This window comes from Microbacterium sp. P03 (genome assembly GCF_043556235.1).
Classification (GTDB): domain Bacteria; phylum Actinomycetota; class Actinomycetes; order Actinomycetales; family Microbacteriaceae; genus Microbacterium.
Genome location: NZ_JBIGIM010000005.1, coordinates 263,357 through 278,660, shown reverse-complemented (window position 1 = coordinate 278,660; position 15,304 = coordinate 263,357). Strand labels below are relative to the sequence as shown.

General features: G+C 64.3%; 14 protein-coding genes. 8 read left to right on the top strand and 6 right to left on the bottom strand.

Annotated elements, in window-relative coordinates:
• The 4 genes from ACFXOO_RS14285 to ACFXOO_RS14270 form a co-directional block, all read right to left on the bottom strand.
• Positions 1 to 1,358 (bottom strand): discoidin domain-containing protein (locus tag ACFXOO_RS14285; protein WP_394563918.1); only part of this gene is annotated, 1,358 nt, incomplete at its 3' end.
• A 173-nt stretch (positions 1,359 to 1,531) separates the two neighbouring features.
• The gene (locus ACFXOO_RS14280; RefSeq protein WP_378841989.1) at positions 1,532 to 3,811 is read right to left on the bottom strand and encodes a family 78 glycoside hydrolase catalytic domain; all 2,280 of its coding nucleotides are present in this window, start codon (positions 3,809 to 3,811) and stop codon (positions 1,532 to 1,534) included.
• An 81-nt stretch (positions 3,812 to 3,892) separates the two neighbouring features.
• Positions 3,893 to 6,163: a glycoside hydrolase family 3 N-terminal domain-containing protein gene (locus ACFXOO_RS14275; protein WP_378841988.1), complete on the bottom strand. Its 2,271-nt coding sequence runs from the start codon at positions 6,161 to 6,163 to the stop codon at positions 3,893 to 3,895.
• A gap of 111 nt (positions 6,164 to 6,274) precedes the next feature.
• Positions 6,275 to 7,300: a LacI family DNA-binding transcriptional regulator gene (locus ACFXOO_RS14270; RefSeq protein ID WP_378841986.1), complete on the bottom strand. Its 1,026-nt coding sequence runs from the start codon at positions 7,298 to 7,300 to the stop codon at positions 6,275 to 6,277.
• Between the two features lie 239 nt (positions 7,301 to 7,539).
• On the opposite strand from ACFXOO_RS14270, the gene ACFXOO_RS14265 reads away from it, so the two are divergent.
• The 7 genes from ACFXOO_RS14265 (at position 7,540) to ACFXOO_RS14235 (ending at position 12,784) form a co-directional block, all read left to right on the top strand.
• Positions 7,540 to 8,817: an ABC transporter substrate-binding protein gene (locus tag ACFXOO_RS14265; protein ID WP_378841985.1), complete on the top strand. Its 1,278-nt coding sequence runs from the start codon at positions 7,540 to 7,542 to the stop codon at positions 8,815 to 8,817.
• A 93-nt stretch (positions 8,818 to 8,910) separates the two neighbouring features.
• Positions 8,911 to 9,831 (top strand): carbohydrate ABC transporter permease, encoded by a 921-nt coding sequence (locus ACFXOO_RS14260; RefSeq protein WP_378841983.1) that lies wholly within the window; start codon positions 8,911 to 8,913, stop codon positions 9,829 to 9,831.
• Between the two features lies 1 nt (position 9,832).
• On the top strand, positions 9,833 to 10,654 hold the full coding sequence (locus ACFXOO_RS14255) for a carbohydrate ABC transporter permease (RefSeq protein WP_378841981.1): 822 nt from the start codon (positions 9,833 to 9,835) through the stop codon (positions 10,652 to 10,654).
• Between the two features lie 151 nt (positions 10,655 to 10,805).
• Positions 10,806 to 11,246 carry a fluoride efflux transporter FluC gene (locus ACFXOO_RS14250; protein WP_378841979.1) on the top strand — a complete coding sequence of 147 codons (441 nt, stop codon included), beginning with the start codon at positions 10,806 to 10,808 and terminating at the stop codon, positions 11,244 to 11,246.
• Positions 11,243 to 11,623, top strand: coding sequence for a fluoride efflux transporter CrcB (crcB, locus tag ACFXOO_RS14245; RefSeq protein WP_378841977.1), 381 nt, complete (start codon positions 11,243 to 11,245; stop codon positions 11,621 to 11,623). Before ACFXOO_RS14250 ends, crcB begins: the two co-directional genes overlap by 4 nt.
• A gap of 102 nt (positions 11,624 to 11,725) precedes the next feature.
• A complete protein-coding gene (locus tag ACFXOO_RS14240) occupies positions 11,726 to 12,235 on the top strand; it encodes a redoxin domain-containing protein (protein WP_378841975.1) in 510 nt (169 codons plus the stop codon).
• 54 nt (positions 12,236 to 12,289) lie between these two features.
• Positions 12,290 to 12,784, top strand: coding sequence for a DsbA family protein (locus tag ACFXOO_RS14235; protein ID WP_378841973.1), 495 nt, complete (start codon positions 12,290 to 12,292; stop codon positions 12,782 to 12,784).
• A gap of 112 nt (positions 12,785 to 12,896) precedes the next feature.
• Here the strand turns inward: ACFXOO_RS14235 and ACFXOO_RS14230 are convergent, their stop codons facing one another.
• Positions 12,897 to 13,157, bottom strand: coding sequence for a hypothetical protein (locus ACFXOO_RS14230; RefSeq protein WP_378841971.1), 261 nt, complete (start codon positions 13,155 to 13,157; stop codon positions 12,897 to 12,899).
• A 23-nt stretch (positions 13,158 to 13,180) separates the two neighbouring features.
• A complete protein-coding gene (locus ACFXOO_RS14225) occupies positions 13,181 to 14,308 on the bottom strand; it encodes an FAD-dependent monooxygenase (protein ID WP_394563917.1) in 1,128 nt (375 codons plus the stop codon).
• 251 nt (positions 14,309 to 14,559) lie between these two features.
• Here ACFXOO_RS14225 and ACFXOO_RS14220 point away from each other — a divergent pair, with 251 nt between their 5' ends.
• Positions 14,560 to 15,282, top strand: a complete 723-nt coding sequence (locus ACFXOO_RS14220) for an alpha/beta fold hydrolase (protein WP_378841967.1) — start codon at positions 14,560 to 14,562, stop codon at positions 15,280 to 15,282.
• The last annotated feature ends 22 nt before the right edge of the window (positions 15,283 to 15,304 follow it).

Below are 15,304 nucleotides of genomic sequence, written 5' to 3'. Positions count from 1 at the left end.
GCCGTACCGGTCTGCGTGAGCCGGAAGAACCGCAAGGCCTGCGCAGTGAAACCGATGTTCGTCGCCTTCACAGAACCCACCCCCACCGCCACCGTCGACCACAACACCCCATCACGCGACACATCCAAGCGGTACCCGCGAGCCCAGTCGCCTTCGTCTGTGGCGTCTCGTGCCGTGTCGATGGAGACGTTGTTCAACGTGACCAAGGCGCCAAGATCGACTTCGATCTCCTGCCCGGGGTTCTGGGCGACCCCCGTCGTCCATCGCGAGGTGACGTCGCCGTCCAGAGCGTTGGTGGGAGCAGAGCCTTCCGAGGCAGTGATCTCCCACGTGGAGCGATCGAGGATGTTTCCCGTCGAGATCGATACCTCCGCGATCGACCACCACTCCGAAGCAGCGCCATGGGAGACGATGCGCAGATACCTCGCGTACTTCCATGCCTTGAAATCCGCCTCGACGATCCTGTTCGTGCCGTACCCGCTCGCCACCGGCGTGAAGATGGCGTTGTCATCGGAGGTCTGAAGCTCCCACTGCCGCGGGTAATCGTCCGGATGCGCCGCGCCCGAGTCGACCAGCACCCGATCCATCTGCACAGATCGACCGAAATCCACGGTCACGGTTTGTCCCGGCGCTTGAGGGACCCCGCTTTGCCACACGGTGGAAAGCGCCCCGTCCATTGCTGCAGACGGCGTCACGCCAGGACCGCTGCTAAAAGCCTCGACGCGTTGCGGCGGGTTCGTCAGAACAGGGTCGAGGAACAGATTGAGCTCTCCGACGGACCAGAAGTACTCGGCAGTCGATGTCTGAGTAAGGCGAACGAAGCGCGAGGCCTGCATCGCGAACTTGACGGTGGTGACGCCACTCGTTCCGGGTTGGGCCGCGACGGACTCCCACGTGGAGCCATCCGAGGACACCTCGATGACGAGTGCGCGCGGAAAATCGCCAGACGCACCGCTGTCATCGAGGGAGAGTCGATTGAACTGCGTCGGTGCACCCAGATCGAGGTGCAGCCACTCGGTCCCGGACTGTAGCTCGCCGGTCGTCCACCTCGTGGCCTGCGATCCGTCCAAGACCGCCGCGGCCTCTCCCGAAGATACGGTGGCAGACCAACCGTGCCGATCGATGGCGAACTCGCCAAGAGGCGACATCCAGTCTTCTTGCGCCAGCCAGCCGCCGACGTTCGTCCCGCGAAGGTTGATCACATCCCCCGACCCGGACCCCGTCCGCAGAACGCTCCCGTCTGCTGTGAGGAAATCGGATCCGTCCAGAGCATCAGCGGCATGCGCCGGGAGCGGTGGCGCGAACGGGGTGACCAGCAGCACGGTTGCGGCCACGGCGAGCACAAATGACGTTCTCATCGATCCTCCTTGATCAGTCCCGTCGACCTGGCGCGCACAGTTGTGTGCTGCGGCCGGGCCATCGAGCGAGAATCTCCAGTCTCACCCGTCGCCGAGGAGCTCGTCAATCGGTTTACGCGAATTCGTCGACCGGTTGACGAAAGACCAGTGCCGTCAGTCGGCTGAGGGCTTGCTCACGCTGCCGCTTCGAGTTCAGCGGGGGCCGGGACGGAGATGCGATGGATGCCGGGGGTCAGTACCCGTTCGAGGTGATCGGGCCACTCGAATACGGCCGTCGTCCCCGTCGGGAGGACGATCTCGAAGTCGATGACGTCGCGGGCTCGTTCCCATTGCACGCTGACCGTGCCGTGAGGTGAATTGAGAGATGTGCGTGCCCAGTCGATGCCTGGTCCGATTTTGGGCGCGATGAGAACCTGCTGGTAGCCGGGGGAGAGGGCAGCGATGCCACCGATCTCCCGATGCATCCAATCCGCGACAGCTCCGAGCGCGTAATGGTTGAAGCTCGTCATGTCCCCCGGATTGATGCTGCCATCCGGAAGCATCGAGTCCCACCTCTCCCAAATCGTCGTCGCACCCATCGTGACCGGGTAGAGCCACGACGGGCACTCGCGCTGAAGAAGCAGGCGGTAGGCGGTGGCGGTATGACCCGTCGAGGTCAACGCGTCGGCGATGAAGGGCGTGCCGGCGAAACCCGTCGATATGTGGAAGCCGCTGTCGGCGACGAGCTCCGCGAGCCGGCGACCGGCCCACTGTTGCTGCGTCTCATCGAGGAGGCCGAAGACGATCGCCAGCGAGTACACGGTGGTCGAGTCACTGTGGATGCGATCACCACGCACGTACTCGGCAACGAATGCTTCTCGAAGATGGTGCGCGTGCTCAGTGAATTCAGCTTCTTCCGCAACGTGCCCGAGGATGCGGGCGGACGCGGCGATTCGGTGAGCTGTGCGATACGCGCATGCAGTGGCCACGACGCCGGGATCGGCTTTCGCAGAACCGGGGCTGTCTGCGGGAGCGTCAGGATCGAGCCAGTCTCCGAACTGGAACCCTGTATCCCAAACCCCGCTGGGTGAGAGCAGCGACTGCACCCGCCGGCCGTGGCTGAGCATGGACTCGAAAGAGCGGGCGAGGATGCGCGCGTCACCGTAGGCCTCCCACAGCGCCCACGGTACCCAGACGGCGGCGTCGCTCCAGAATGCTGCGGCCTCCTCCGCTCCCGCACCCGGCTGGGGGATGGTCGCGTTCTTGAGGATGTCCGGCACGATATACGGCACGACGCCATCATGATGGGCTTGTTCGAGGGCAAGATCCTGCAGCCAGTCGGCGAGAAACTCCTTGACATCGAAGAGGAATGCGGCCGTGGGCGCGAATGCGGATATGTCGCCAGTCCAGCCGAGCCTCTCATCGCGTTGCGGACAGTCCGTGGGGATGTCGATGAAGTTGCCGCGCATCCCGCGAACGATGTTGTCGTGCAGCTGGTTCAGTTCGGGAACGGAACATTCGAAGAGTCCGGTGCGGCGAAGGTCGGTGGAGATGACGATCGCGGTCACTGCTGCGGTGATGTCATCATCGCTTCCCGGCCAGCCTGTGATCTCGGCGTAGCGGAAACCGTGGAAGGTGAATGTCGGTTCGAACGCATCGTCCCCACCGCTGAAGATGTACCTGTCGACGGAGGACGCTGAGCGGAGTGTGCGCACGGCGAGTTCACCGTCTTCGAGGACTTCCGCGTGACGGAGTGTCAGTCGGTCTCCGCGCGGTCCACGGACCTGTACACGGAGAAATCCCACGATGTTCTCGCCGAAGTCGACGAGCGTGGCGCCACTCGGGCTCTTCCAGATCTGCCGTGGCCGAAGTTCATCGACGCGACGGACGGGTGGTGCCGGGTCTTGGTCGAACCTTTCAGGAACGAAGTCGACAGCGTGCGTGCGACCCCATAACGCGTCGTCGAATCCCGCGCTCTTCCAACGGTCGTCGTGGAGCCGTGCGTCGATGTGCTGGCCGTCGTAGAAGTCGTTGAAGGTGATCTCGCTGCCGCCGACTCTCCAGGTATCGTCCGTGACGATCTGTTGCTGGTATCCGTCGGCGTAATCTACGACGAGCTGAGCGTAGGCGGCGATCTCACGTCCGTACCGTCGCGTCTCGATCCATCCCAGCCTTCCGCGATACCAGCCGTTGCCGACCGCGATGGCGATCGTGGATTCCTGCGCCAGAAGGCGGGTCACGTCGTGCTCGACGTAGTGAACTCGCCACTCGTAGCTCGTCCACCCGGGTGTGAGCAGATCGTCAGAGACTGGCATCCCGTTGATCCAGGCCTCGCAGATTCCCAGCGCGCTGAGCTTCAGCGTGGCCGAGACGACGGCGCCATGGTCCGGCTCGAGCGAGAACTCGCGCCGGAACAGCGGAGCACTTTCGGGCTCGGCATCTGCGGCGATGAATCGTGCGGTCGGGGAGGACATCAGCAATCTTTCTCGTTGGTGGGCGTGGACCTCGTGCACTCGCAGCTCAGCGAGATGGGGCCGGAACTTCGGCCTGCGCTGTCACGCGGGGGCGCCGTTCACGATGAAGGTTTTCGTGAGGAGGTCGCGCGGTCGCGAGCTGCGCCCGACATGGAGTTCGAATACGCCCGATTCCACCGTTCGCGTGCCGGCGGCGTTGACGATACTGCATGCCGAGACGGGAACCGTCACGGTCACGTCCCTTCGCTCTCCAGGCTCGATGGTCACTTGTGTGAAGGCCTTGAGCTCCTTCTCGGCCCAGGTGGCGCTGGTCACGAGATCGCTGATGTATGCCTGCACGGTTTCGACTGCCGGGCGTTGCCCGGTGTTTTCGAGGGTGATCGTCGCGGCGACGGTGTCATCGGGGTCGAGCTCGGAACTCGTCAAGCGGAGGTCGGAGTATTCGATGGTGGTGTAGCTCAGGCCTTCACCGAAGACGAAGAGGGGCTCTTGGGTGAGGTCGGCGTACCGTTCTCCGTGTTGGCCGCGGACGGTGTTGTAGTAGACCGGCAGTTGGCCCGCATGGCGCGGGAAGGAGATCGGAAGACGCCCAGAGGGGTCGATGACTCCGGTGAGCAACTCTGCGATTGCTCGACCTCCCTGCATTCCCGGATTGAACGCCTCGATGATCGCCGCGGCGCGATGGGCGGATTCGGGTAGGACGCTGGGTTTGGAATGAACGAGAACCAGGACGACGGGGGTAGCAGTCTCGACCAGCGCGTTCAACAGTGCGGCCTGGGCTCCCTGCAGTTCCAGGGTCGCGGTCGATTTGCTCTCGCCGGTGAGGGCGACGGTGTCGCCGAGGACGACGACTGCCCAGTCCGCTCCCGCGGCTGCCTCGATGGCTTCGGCGATCAGAACCGGGTCGGGCGACGACGGGACGAAGACCTGGGGGCGGGGTTGTCCGTCCCGGAGTACCTCACCTGCGGGGTCGGGGCGCTCTTCACCGATGTCTGCTCCGCGAGCGTAGGTGACGGACCAGTCGCTCGGCGCGATCAGCCGAATCCCGTCCAAGACGGTCGTGGTGAGCTCGCGGGGATGTCCTTCCGGCAGCCAGGGAATCTGACCCGAAGCCCCGGCCCAGTCGCCGAGCTGGGCATGCTGATCATCGGCGTTCGGACCGATGACAGCGATGCGCGGCGGTCGGGATGCGTCGGGCGAGGGCTGGAAGGGAAGGATCCCGTCGTTGCGAAGCAAGACGAGGGAGCGGCGGGCCATCTCGAGATTGATCCGCGCGTGTTCCACGCTCCCGATGACGCTTCGTCCCGGCCGGCTGCTCCGGCGGGCGTTGCCGAAGAGCCCCAGGTCGAACTTCAGGGTGAGGATGCGGCGCACGGCGTCATCGATCAGGGCCTCCTCAAGGCGCCCGTCTGTCACAGCCTGCCGGGCGGCGTCGAAGAATTCGGGGGTGGTCATCACGAAGTCGTTGCCGGCCTCGACGGCGACGATCGCCGCCTCGACGTGGTCGGCGCAGACATGCTGCTCCCACACCATCCGGCCGACGTTGTCCCAGTCGGTGACCAGGGTGCCGGTGAACCCCCACTCGCCCTTGAGGACGTCTTTCAGCAACCATTTGTTCGCGGTGATCGGGACGCCGTCAATGGCTTGGTACCCCAGCATGAAGGTGCGGCATCCGGTCTCGACGGCCCGTTGGAAGGGCGGCAGGAACCATGATCGAAGTTTGCGTGGGCTGAGGTCGGCTTCGCTGGCGTCCCGGCCACCCTGCGTCTCGGAGTATCCCGCGAAATGCTTCGCGGTGGACAGGATCGCGGTGGGATCAGAGAGACCCGCCCCCTGGTACCCGCGGATCATCGCAGCGCCGAGTTCGCCGATCAGGTGGGGGTCCTCGCCGAATGTCTCGTCGACGCGACCCCAGCGCGGATCTCGGGCGATGCACAGCACGGGGGAGAAGGTCCAGTGCAAGCCCGTGGCCGACACCTCCATCGCCGTGGCGCGCGCGCCTCGTTCGACGAGTTCGGGATTCCATGTGCAGGCCATTCCGAGCTGTGTCGGAAAAATGGTCGCGCCCGGCCAGAAGGAGTGGCCGTGTATGCAGTCGTCGGCCATCAGCAGAGGAATGCGGAGGCGGGTCTTCGCGACCAGACGGTCCGCCTCGTCGATACGCTCCGGCGAAGCGTGCAGAAGCGACCCGGCCAGCTGGCGGGAGACGAGATCATCGAGGTCGCCCCGTGCGTCCGACTGCATCATCTGGCCGACCTTCTCGGCAAGTGTCATCGACCTCAGCAGCTCATCGACGAATGCAGGGCCCGTCTGCGAGGCGTGTTCGTAAGCGCTTTCCGGTGAGCCGGTCATCCTGTGCCTCCACCCGGATTGTGCACCGGTCTACATCGACGATTCGACCACCGTACGCACGAGGACGCCATCGTGTCAACCGATACACGTCCTCAGACGTGCGGGGATCGGTCACACCGTTTGCGTAGACGTGCGTGCGCGCAGTTCCGGCGAGATGACCTCGTGACGCGCCTCCGTCCGACCCTGCTGGATACGCTCGAGCAGCAGCCGAATGGCACGGATGCCAGACTCACGGCCGAATTGGTCCACGGTGGTGAGGGACATGATCGGATGAGACGCCAGGTCGATGTCGTCATAGCCCGCGATCGAAACGTCTGCGGCAGTGAGGCCCAGTTCGATTCGCGCACGGAGCGCGCCGATGGCGAGTGTGTCGTTCGCGGCGAAGATCGCGGTGGGTCGGTCGGACGCGCTCAGAAGACCCATGCTCGCGTCGTACGCCTCGGGCTCCAGCGGCCCGGAGAACACGGATCGCGGTGACAAACCGCGCGAGGCCATCGCGGCGTCATAGGCGCGACGCCGAATGGTGTGGGGGAGGAGGTCTTCCGTCACCTGCGGATACGCGGTGATCGAGAGATGCGCGATACGGCGATGGCCGAGCTCGAAGAGGTGCTCCATGACGAGCTCGGCGCCCCGGGCATCATCGTTCGTGACGGTGTCGTAGTTGATCGAGGGATCGTGCCGGCCCAGGAGCACGATCGGGATGTCGAGCCCGAGGCGCTCGAGCCAGTCGGGGGCTACTTCCGGGGAGATCGCCACGAAACCGTCCACCTGCCGGTCGACGAGCGCATTCAAAACGGGCGCACCCTTCAGGTCGCCGATGGCGGGAGCGATGATCAGCTGGTACCCCGATCCGCCCAGCTCGTCGGCGGCGCCCTGCATGATCTGCGTGAAGAAGTCGTTTCCGAGTTGCGGAATCTCGAAGCCGATCGTGTAGCTCGCCCCCCGCATCGAGCGGGCAGCGATACTCGGGCGATACCCGAGTGCGTCGATGGCAGATTCGACTTTCGCTCGCATTCCCGGGCTGACGCCATAGGCGTTGCGGATGACCTTCGACACGGCGGCCTTGGAGACGCCCGCGGCCGCGGCGACGTCGTCCATCGATGGACGCGACTTCCGCTGCACGTCGGGTGCCGTCATCGGTGAACTCCTCTGTCGCGGAAGTATCCGCCGCCTATCCCCCTCGCGAAGAGCGAGATGACTTCATGATACGTCGATCGATCTACATCGAACGGATAACGGGAACGTAGACCGGTTGACAAAAGCTGGACAAGCCGCTTATCGTCATGAACGCGCCACCGTGCCGCTTCTCCGCCGATGACGCACAACCCGCCCCGGGCGATAGGCCGGGATCACCCTGAAGTCCAATGGAGCATTTCATGCGAAAAGCAACAGCAGCAGCACTTCCCGTCGTCGCGTTGACGACGCTGGCACTCGGCCTGGCCGGCTGCTCTTCCGGACCACAGTCCGGCTCGGGCGGCGGCTCAGACGGCGACACCGTCCTCACCATGTCGGCGTGGGCGGACGATGACATCGCCGCGGCGCTCATCAAGAAGTTCGAAGCCGACAACCCTGGGGTGACCATCGACTACACCGGTCTCCCCTGGCCGGGTATCACCACCCAGATAAACACCGAACTGGTCTCGGGCACAGCCTCCGACATCGTTGTCGTGTTCCCCGGCAACGGCGGCCCCATCGCCGCGCAGGTCCTGGCGAAGGGTAACTACCTCGCTGACCTCAGCGACGCGGAATGGGTGGGCAACTACAACGACGCCAACAAGGCGGTCATGGGCGCTGACGACAAGATCCTGATGGGCTCGAATGGGTTCACGATCATTCCCGCCGTCTACAACACGCAAGCGCTCGAGGCCGTCGGCGCCACCGCACCGACGACCTGGAGCGAAGTGCTCGACCTCTGCTCCACCGCGAAGGCCCAAGGCAAGGTCGCTTTCGCCCTGGGTGCGCTGGCAGGAGGCAATTACAACTACCTCCCGTACGCCCTGTCCGCCACCCTGGTTTACGGCCCGAACCCCGATTTCGTCGAGCAGCAGACGTCGGGCGACGCGTCGTTCAGCGATTCGGAGTGGACGACCGTGCTCGACAAGTATCGCGAGCTCACGGATGCCGGCTGCTTCAGCGCGGACGCCACGGGAACGAGCCTCGAGGTCGCTCAGGGCCAGGTAGCCAAGGGCGAAGCGCTCGGCATCGTGACGGTCAGCCCCCAGATCAGCGCAATCGAAGAGATGGCACCGGAGGGAACCACGTTCGAGACGGCAGCCTTCCCCGCGACCGATGACGCGTCCGAGACGGTTCTCCCCGTCGGACTCGGTGCCGGCTACGGAGTCAACGCCAAGTCTGAGCACATCGACCTCGCCAAGAAGTTCGTCGACTTCTACCTCTCCGAAGAGGGGCTGAACATCGCCCTCACCACGGGATCGATGTTCCCCAGCGCACCGGTCGACGGCTTCGCTGCCCCCGAGGCTCTTGCCGGCGTCACCGAGCAGGCGCAGGGGGACAAGACGTTCTCCTTCCCCGACCAGACCTGGCCTAACGCCGTCGTGAACCAGACTTACGTCGACGGCCTCCAGGCTTTCCTCGGTGGCCAGACCTCCGCATCCGACCTTCTCAAGCAGATGGACGACGCCTTCAAGGGCTGAGGCCAGCCGACCTTCCGGGTCGCAGTGCCGGGGTGTTCACGACCCTGGCACTGCGACCCGCACCATGAAGGTCCCTAGTTAGGAAGCAACACCATGGCAGCAGTACCAGTTGTGCGGTTGGACAAGCGGCCGCGCGCAAGACGTCCCTATCGCGGGTTCGCCCACTCCGTGTGGTGGTTCGTCCTGCCGGCAGCGGCTCTCTACGTCTTCGCCGTCGTCTACCCCAGCATCCGCGGAAGCCTCTACGCCTTCACTGATTGGGACGGCGTCTCTCTGGACCCCAGCTGGGTCGGCCTCGATCAGTTCGCGCGCATCTGGTCGGACCCGAACGGTCTCACGGCGATCAGGAACACGCTCCTCATCGCCTTCGCCGTGACGGTGATCCAGAACGCGATCGGGCTGCTGATCGCACTCGCCGTCAACTCCCGTATCAAGACGAGGAACATTCTCCGGGTGCTGATCTTCGCCCCCGTCGTGGTCACGTCCATCGCCGTCGGCTTCCTCTGGAAGAACCTCTACGCGCCCGAAGGCGGTATCAACCAGATCCTCGAATCGGTCGGGCTCGGCGCGCTTCAGCAGAACTGGCTCGGCGATCCTTCCGTGGCCATCTGGTCGATCATCATCGTCATGTTCTGGCAGTTCGTCGGCTACTCCATGGTGATCTTCCTCGCCGGCCTGCAGGGCATTCCCGAGGAGGTCCTGGAGGCGGCGGCCATCGACGGGGCAGGCCCGATCCGACGATTCTGGTCCGTGATCCGTCCGCTCCTCGCACCCGCGATCACGATCAACGTGATGCTCTCCCTCATCGGCGGACTCAAGCTGTTCGATCAGGTCTTCGTCATGACCCAGGGCGGACCGGGCGGTGCGACCAACACCATCTCCACTCTGATCTACTCGAATGCGTTCGCGCTCGGACGTTTCGGCTATGCCGCAGCCCTCGCCGTTGTCCTGGCCATCTTCGTCGCCGTCGCGTCGATCATCCAATACCGTCTTCTCGCCCTCCAGGAGCGCTGACATGTTCCGCTACACCTGGCGCACAGGGGTCCTCGAGATCGTGATGATCATCGTCGGTCTCGTCTTCCTCTTCCCCATCTACGTCCTCGTCAACCTGTCCCTGAAGGCCCCCGGCGACCAGAGCGCCACGCTCGCCCCGCCACTGCAGCCCACCTTCCAGAACTTCATCGACGCGTGGCAGCAAGGCGGACTCGGTGGCGCCCTACTGAACAGCTTCATCGTCACCGTCGTAACAGTCGGCCTCACCGTGATCTTCGCCGCATCCGCCGCCTACCCGCTCTCGCGGCTAGGAGCACGGTGGTCGAAGCTCACCTACTTCGCCTTCCTCGCCGGGCTCCTCCTGCCCGCGCAACTCGCGCTGCTGCCGCTCTACCAAACCATTCGCGACCTGGGCCTGCTGGGAAGCCTCGCCGGCGTCATCCTTGTCGGCGTCGGAGGAAGCATGCCGTTCTCCGTCTTCCTGTACTCCGGATTCCTCCGGGCGCTCCCTGCCGAGTACGAAGAGGCGGCTGCACTCGACGGCGCGAACGCCTTCCGGACGTTCTGGTCGGTCGTCTTCCCCCTCGTCAGACCCATCACCGGCACGGTGGTCATCCTGACCGCGGTAGCGACGTGGAACGATTTCCTCACTCCGCTGCTCTACCTCTCCGGGAGTGACCAGCAGACGGTCACCGTTGCCATCTACGGATTCGTGGGGCAGTTCGGTGCGCAGTGGAACCTCATCTTCGCGGGCATCATCATCAGCATTCTGCCCATCCTGATCGCCTACTTCTTCCTGCAGAAGTACATTGTTCAGGGCTTCGCAGGTGGGTTGAAGGGATAGCTTCCGCCCCCACGGTTCGGTCAGCGTAGCGTTCTTGAACCGTCGCGGCGGCATGTGGGGGTTCAACCGGGGAGAGTTGCGACGAATGATGAAGCGCCATGCTGCGTGACATTCATAAGGTTCGGATCTGAGCAGACTCCCAGGAGAGCAGATGCATCCGAAAAGCAGCGCCGTTCCCATATCGTCTCGCGACGTTCTTCTTGTCGGCCTCGGTGGGTGCATCGGCACGCTCGTGCGGGCATGCCTGGTCGTGCTCATCCCCAGTGTCGGGCCGTTTCCCACCGCGATCTGCCTGATAAACATCAGCGGCGCATTCATTCTCGGCTGGTTGCTCGCGGTCCTGTCACCAATCAGTCCAGAGTCCGATCGGAGCCGCGCGGCACGCCTTTTCTTCGGGACGGGACTGCTCGGCGGCTACACCACGTACAGCACTTTCGCGGTGGATGAGCGAGGGTTCATCCTGGCAGGGGACATGGGCACGGCACTGCTGTTCGGTCTCCCCACGGCGGTCCTGGGCATCGTCGCGGCCGCTGCCGGGTCCGCTCTGGTGAAGACCTCGCATGCTCGTGGCATTCGGCGGACACGTTCATGAGCATCACCGTCCTACTGACCATCGCGGTCGCAGGGGGTTGCGGTGCTGCAGCGAGGTTTGCGCTGGACAGTGCGATCACCGCGAGCTCCAAGAGTCGAATCCCTGTCGGGACGCTGGTCATCAATATCAGTGGGTCGTTCTTGCTGGCGCTGGCGACCGGCCTGCTTGTCGGCAAACTGATCTCGGCTGACGTTCTTGCGATCGCCGGGACAGGCTTCCTCGGTGGTTACACGACGTTCAGCACAGCGAGCACGCAGACCGTCGACCTCATCAGAGACCGCCATTTCACTGACGCGGCGGTCTATGCCGCGGGGATGCTCCTCGGGTCCGTCGTGGCCGCCGCAGCCGGCTTCTGGCTCGCAACAGCGTGGGTGTGAAACCAGCTGATGTGAAATCTCGACATCTGTCCCGTGCCTCCCCGACCTGATGTCATTAGCGTTTCGAAGCACACGGAAGACATATCTGACGAGGATGATCCGATGACCGGTTACGTCGAGCACCACCCGAAAGACATCCTCGGCGTCGGCGAGAAAGCGCCCGACTTCGCACTCCACGACACCCCGGAACACACTCTCACTCTCTCGAGTCTTCGCGGTAAGCCCGTCATCTTGGTGTTCTACCCCGCGGACTGGAGCGCGGTGTGCGGAGACGAACTCAACGTATTCAACGCAGCCGAGACGTTGCTCAGTGCGGATAACGCCGTCGTGCTCGGCATTTCGGTCGACGGGGTCTGGTCGCACCAGGCGTTCGTCGCCGACCGCGGTCTCCGGTTCTCCCTGCTGAGCGACTTCGAGCCGAAGGGGGAAGTCTCCCGGCGATACGGTGCGTATGACTTTCACACCGGCACGAGCAAGCGGGCACTCTTCGTCATCGACGCCGCCGGCGTCATCGCTTGGAGCTACCTGTCACCCAACGACGTCAATCCGGGCGTCGACGGTGTCTTGGACGCGCTTGCCGCGTTGAAGGCACCGACCGAGCCACCTCATTGAGATTGGATCCCCATGTCACACCTTCGCATCCCCGTCTCCGATCACGACCACAGCTTGGGTCCGGCCGACGCGCCGATAACGCTCATCGAGTACGGGGATTACCAGTGCCCGTACTGCGGCGCGGCATTTCCTGTCGTGAAGGAGCTCCTCAAGAAATACGACGGAAAAATCCGCTTCATCTTCCGGAACTTTCCCATCGCAGAGATTCACCCCGAGGCCGTGGACGCAGCCTTCGTCGCCGAGTTCGCCTCGGAACACGGCGAGTTCTGGCAGGCCCACGACCTGCTCTACGAGAACCAGACCGATCTCGGGCCACAGCTGTACCAGCGGATCTGCGAAGCGCTCGGGCTGAGCGCCGCTGACCTGGAGCAGGCGGCGAAGGAGAACAAATACACCGCACGGATCAAGGCCGACGAAGACGGGGGCCTCCGCAGCGGCGTGAACGGCACACCGACCTTCTTCCTCAACGGCGCACTGGTCGAAGCCGGAACCGCCGGCCTCGCGGACGCGATCGCAGCCGAGATCGGGCACCTCAACACCGGAGGGTGACCCGTGCCGTCACGTGCCACACCGCTCGGATCGCCGCAGATGTCGCACACCGTGGGGTTCTGGTTGTCGCCACCGCGTTCCGCAGTGACGCTCCTAATGCGGACCCGGGACTTCACCCGAGTCCCGCACCTCGCAGCATCCGGCGGATCTCGAGGAGAGATTGCTCGGAGACGGGTGTTCCGCTGGGCTTGTGCAGGGTGAGCCGAACATTGTTCATGCGGACGATGAGTTGACTCCCTTCCTGCGTCGCCTCCACGTCAGCCACCTGCTCAAGCAGCGTAACCACCGCATCCCAGCTGATGTTCTGGGAAGTCGGGTGGTGCAGGATCTCAAACAGCGTTCGTTGCGCGGCGTCCGTCAGCGTCTTGTCCATGATTCCGTCCTCCTGCATTCGTGTCACAGCGGAAGCGATTCGCCGAGCTGCTGCCCATAGCGGGCGATGGTCCGACCGACAGGCAGCCGATCCTGGTTGTATTTTTCGAGTGCGTCGGCGACGGAGAGCTCCGTCCTCAGGAGGTCGACCAGGGCCATCGCATCGCCGGCCGCTTTCGCCGCTCCCATAGCGGTGTGGGGCCGAACGACGACGCCCGCATCACCGACGAGCGCAATGTTGTCTGTAGACAGACGAGGGGCTACATAGTCGTAGATGGCTTGGAGGAAGGGCTCCGGTTCGGCCGCGACCGCCTGCGCCATCGCCGGTGGAAGCTCGGTCGTCGCGGCCTGCACGAGCGTCTCGCGGAGGTCTGCGGGCAGGTCGCCGGGTGCGAGCGAGACTCCCGTCCGGCTGTGCCCACTCTGAACCATGAGATTCTCCAGGTCGGCGGGGGACAGCGAGCGGTACCAGACCCAGTTGTATCGCCTGAGGCCGCGAGTTGTCTGGCCGTCTGCCCCCGGGACGAGATAACCCAACATGTGCGCATGCCGGGCCGTGTAGAAGGCAAAACGGTCCAGGAGGACGTTGGCTGCTGGTTCTGGGAGCGCCTCCTCCGGGACGAGACCGCGCCAGGTGACGTACCCGACGTAGCTGTTGGCGGACTGTCCCGGAGCGACGGCGCCGCGGACTACGGAGTTGAGGCCGTCGGCGCCGACGACCAGATCGAAGGTTTGCTCCCGCCCCCTCTCGAGGTGGACGACCGCCTCGCGGCCCTGTGGACGCACCGCGGTGACCGCGCTTCCCAGCAGATAGCGACCGTCCGGGATGAGTGCCCGCAATCCGTCGTAAAGGTAGTCCCAGGAGAGTTGAGTCTGCGGCGTGGGATCCCGGTAGAGGACGTTGCCTCGGCGGTCGAGCGTGATCCGTTCGCGTGCTTCGACGCCGGAGCGCGCGACCGCTGCCAACTGCAGCCGGGCGAGGATGTCGTAGAGGTCCTGCTGACCGACAAGCCCCGCGCCCCGCCGCGCCAGCCCCGTTTGCGAGCGTTCGAGGACGGTGACGTGGTGGCCGGACTGATGCAACAACGCCGCGGTGAAGAGGCCGCCGAGCGATCCTCCGACGACGCCGACATTCAAGGGTGTGGTGGGCATCGGGCGCCTCCTAGATGGTGGGTGAGACGACGGTATCGATGGGAGGGAGTGCTCCGCTTCGACGTTCGCCGAAACTTCAGTCCACGCCCGGCGATGTCACGCGCCGTCGTCCCTCAGAGCCGGATGAACTTTCGCACCAGGCGAGGCGGCACGCGCAAAGTGGGAGCAACCTCTACGACTTCTGTCGAAAGAAGGTTGTGACTGCTCTTTATAGATTCGTTTGATCGCACCGGAACGACCGCGAGGTAACCATGACAGCAAGCACCACGGTCGTCCTCGTCCACGGAGCATTCACGGATGCCTCCACCTGGTGGCCAGTCGTGCTGCGTCTGCTCGGCGCCGGTCACCGCGTCCTCGCGCCGCCCGTCATCGGCCGGAGCTTCCACGCCGACTGCGATTACATCCGCGCTTTCGTCGAGCGCCTTGAAGGTTCAGTCCTCCTCGTCGGCCACGGCTATGGTGCGGCGGTCGTCACCGTCGCCGGCCACGCAGCCAACGTCAAAGGCCTGCTCTTCATCGCTGGGTACGTACCGGAGCGCGAGGAGAGTATCGAGGCGATGAATGACCTCTTCGCCCCGGCCGAAGCCTCCCAACACCTCGTTGCCGCGACATTTCAGGGCGACGGGGCGTCGGGCACGGAAATCACCATCGCCATCGATCAGTACCCGTACTTGATGGCCGAAGGTCTGCCTGACGACGAGACAGCTGTCCTCGCCGTGTCGCAGCGGCCGATCTCCGTCGCGGCTCTCGCCGAGCGCGCCGCAACCGATGCGTGGCGGACAACCCCAAGCTGGGGAGTAGTCGCGACCGAGGATCGAGCCGTGAGTCCCGAGTTGCAACGATTCGGCTACCAACGCGCACGCTGCCGGGAGGTCGCCGCCTTTCATGGCCCGCACCTGGTGATCCAAACTCACGCCGCGGAGATCGTGAGATTCATCGCCGCCATCGTGAGAGAGATCGCTGCAGATGGCTGACCAGCCGGTTGAACCTACACCC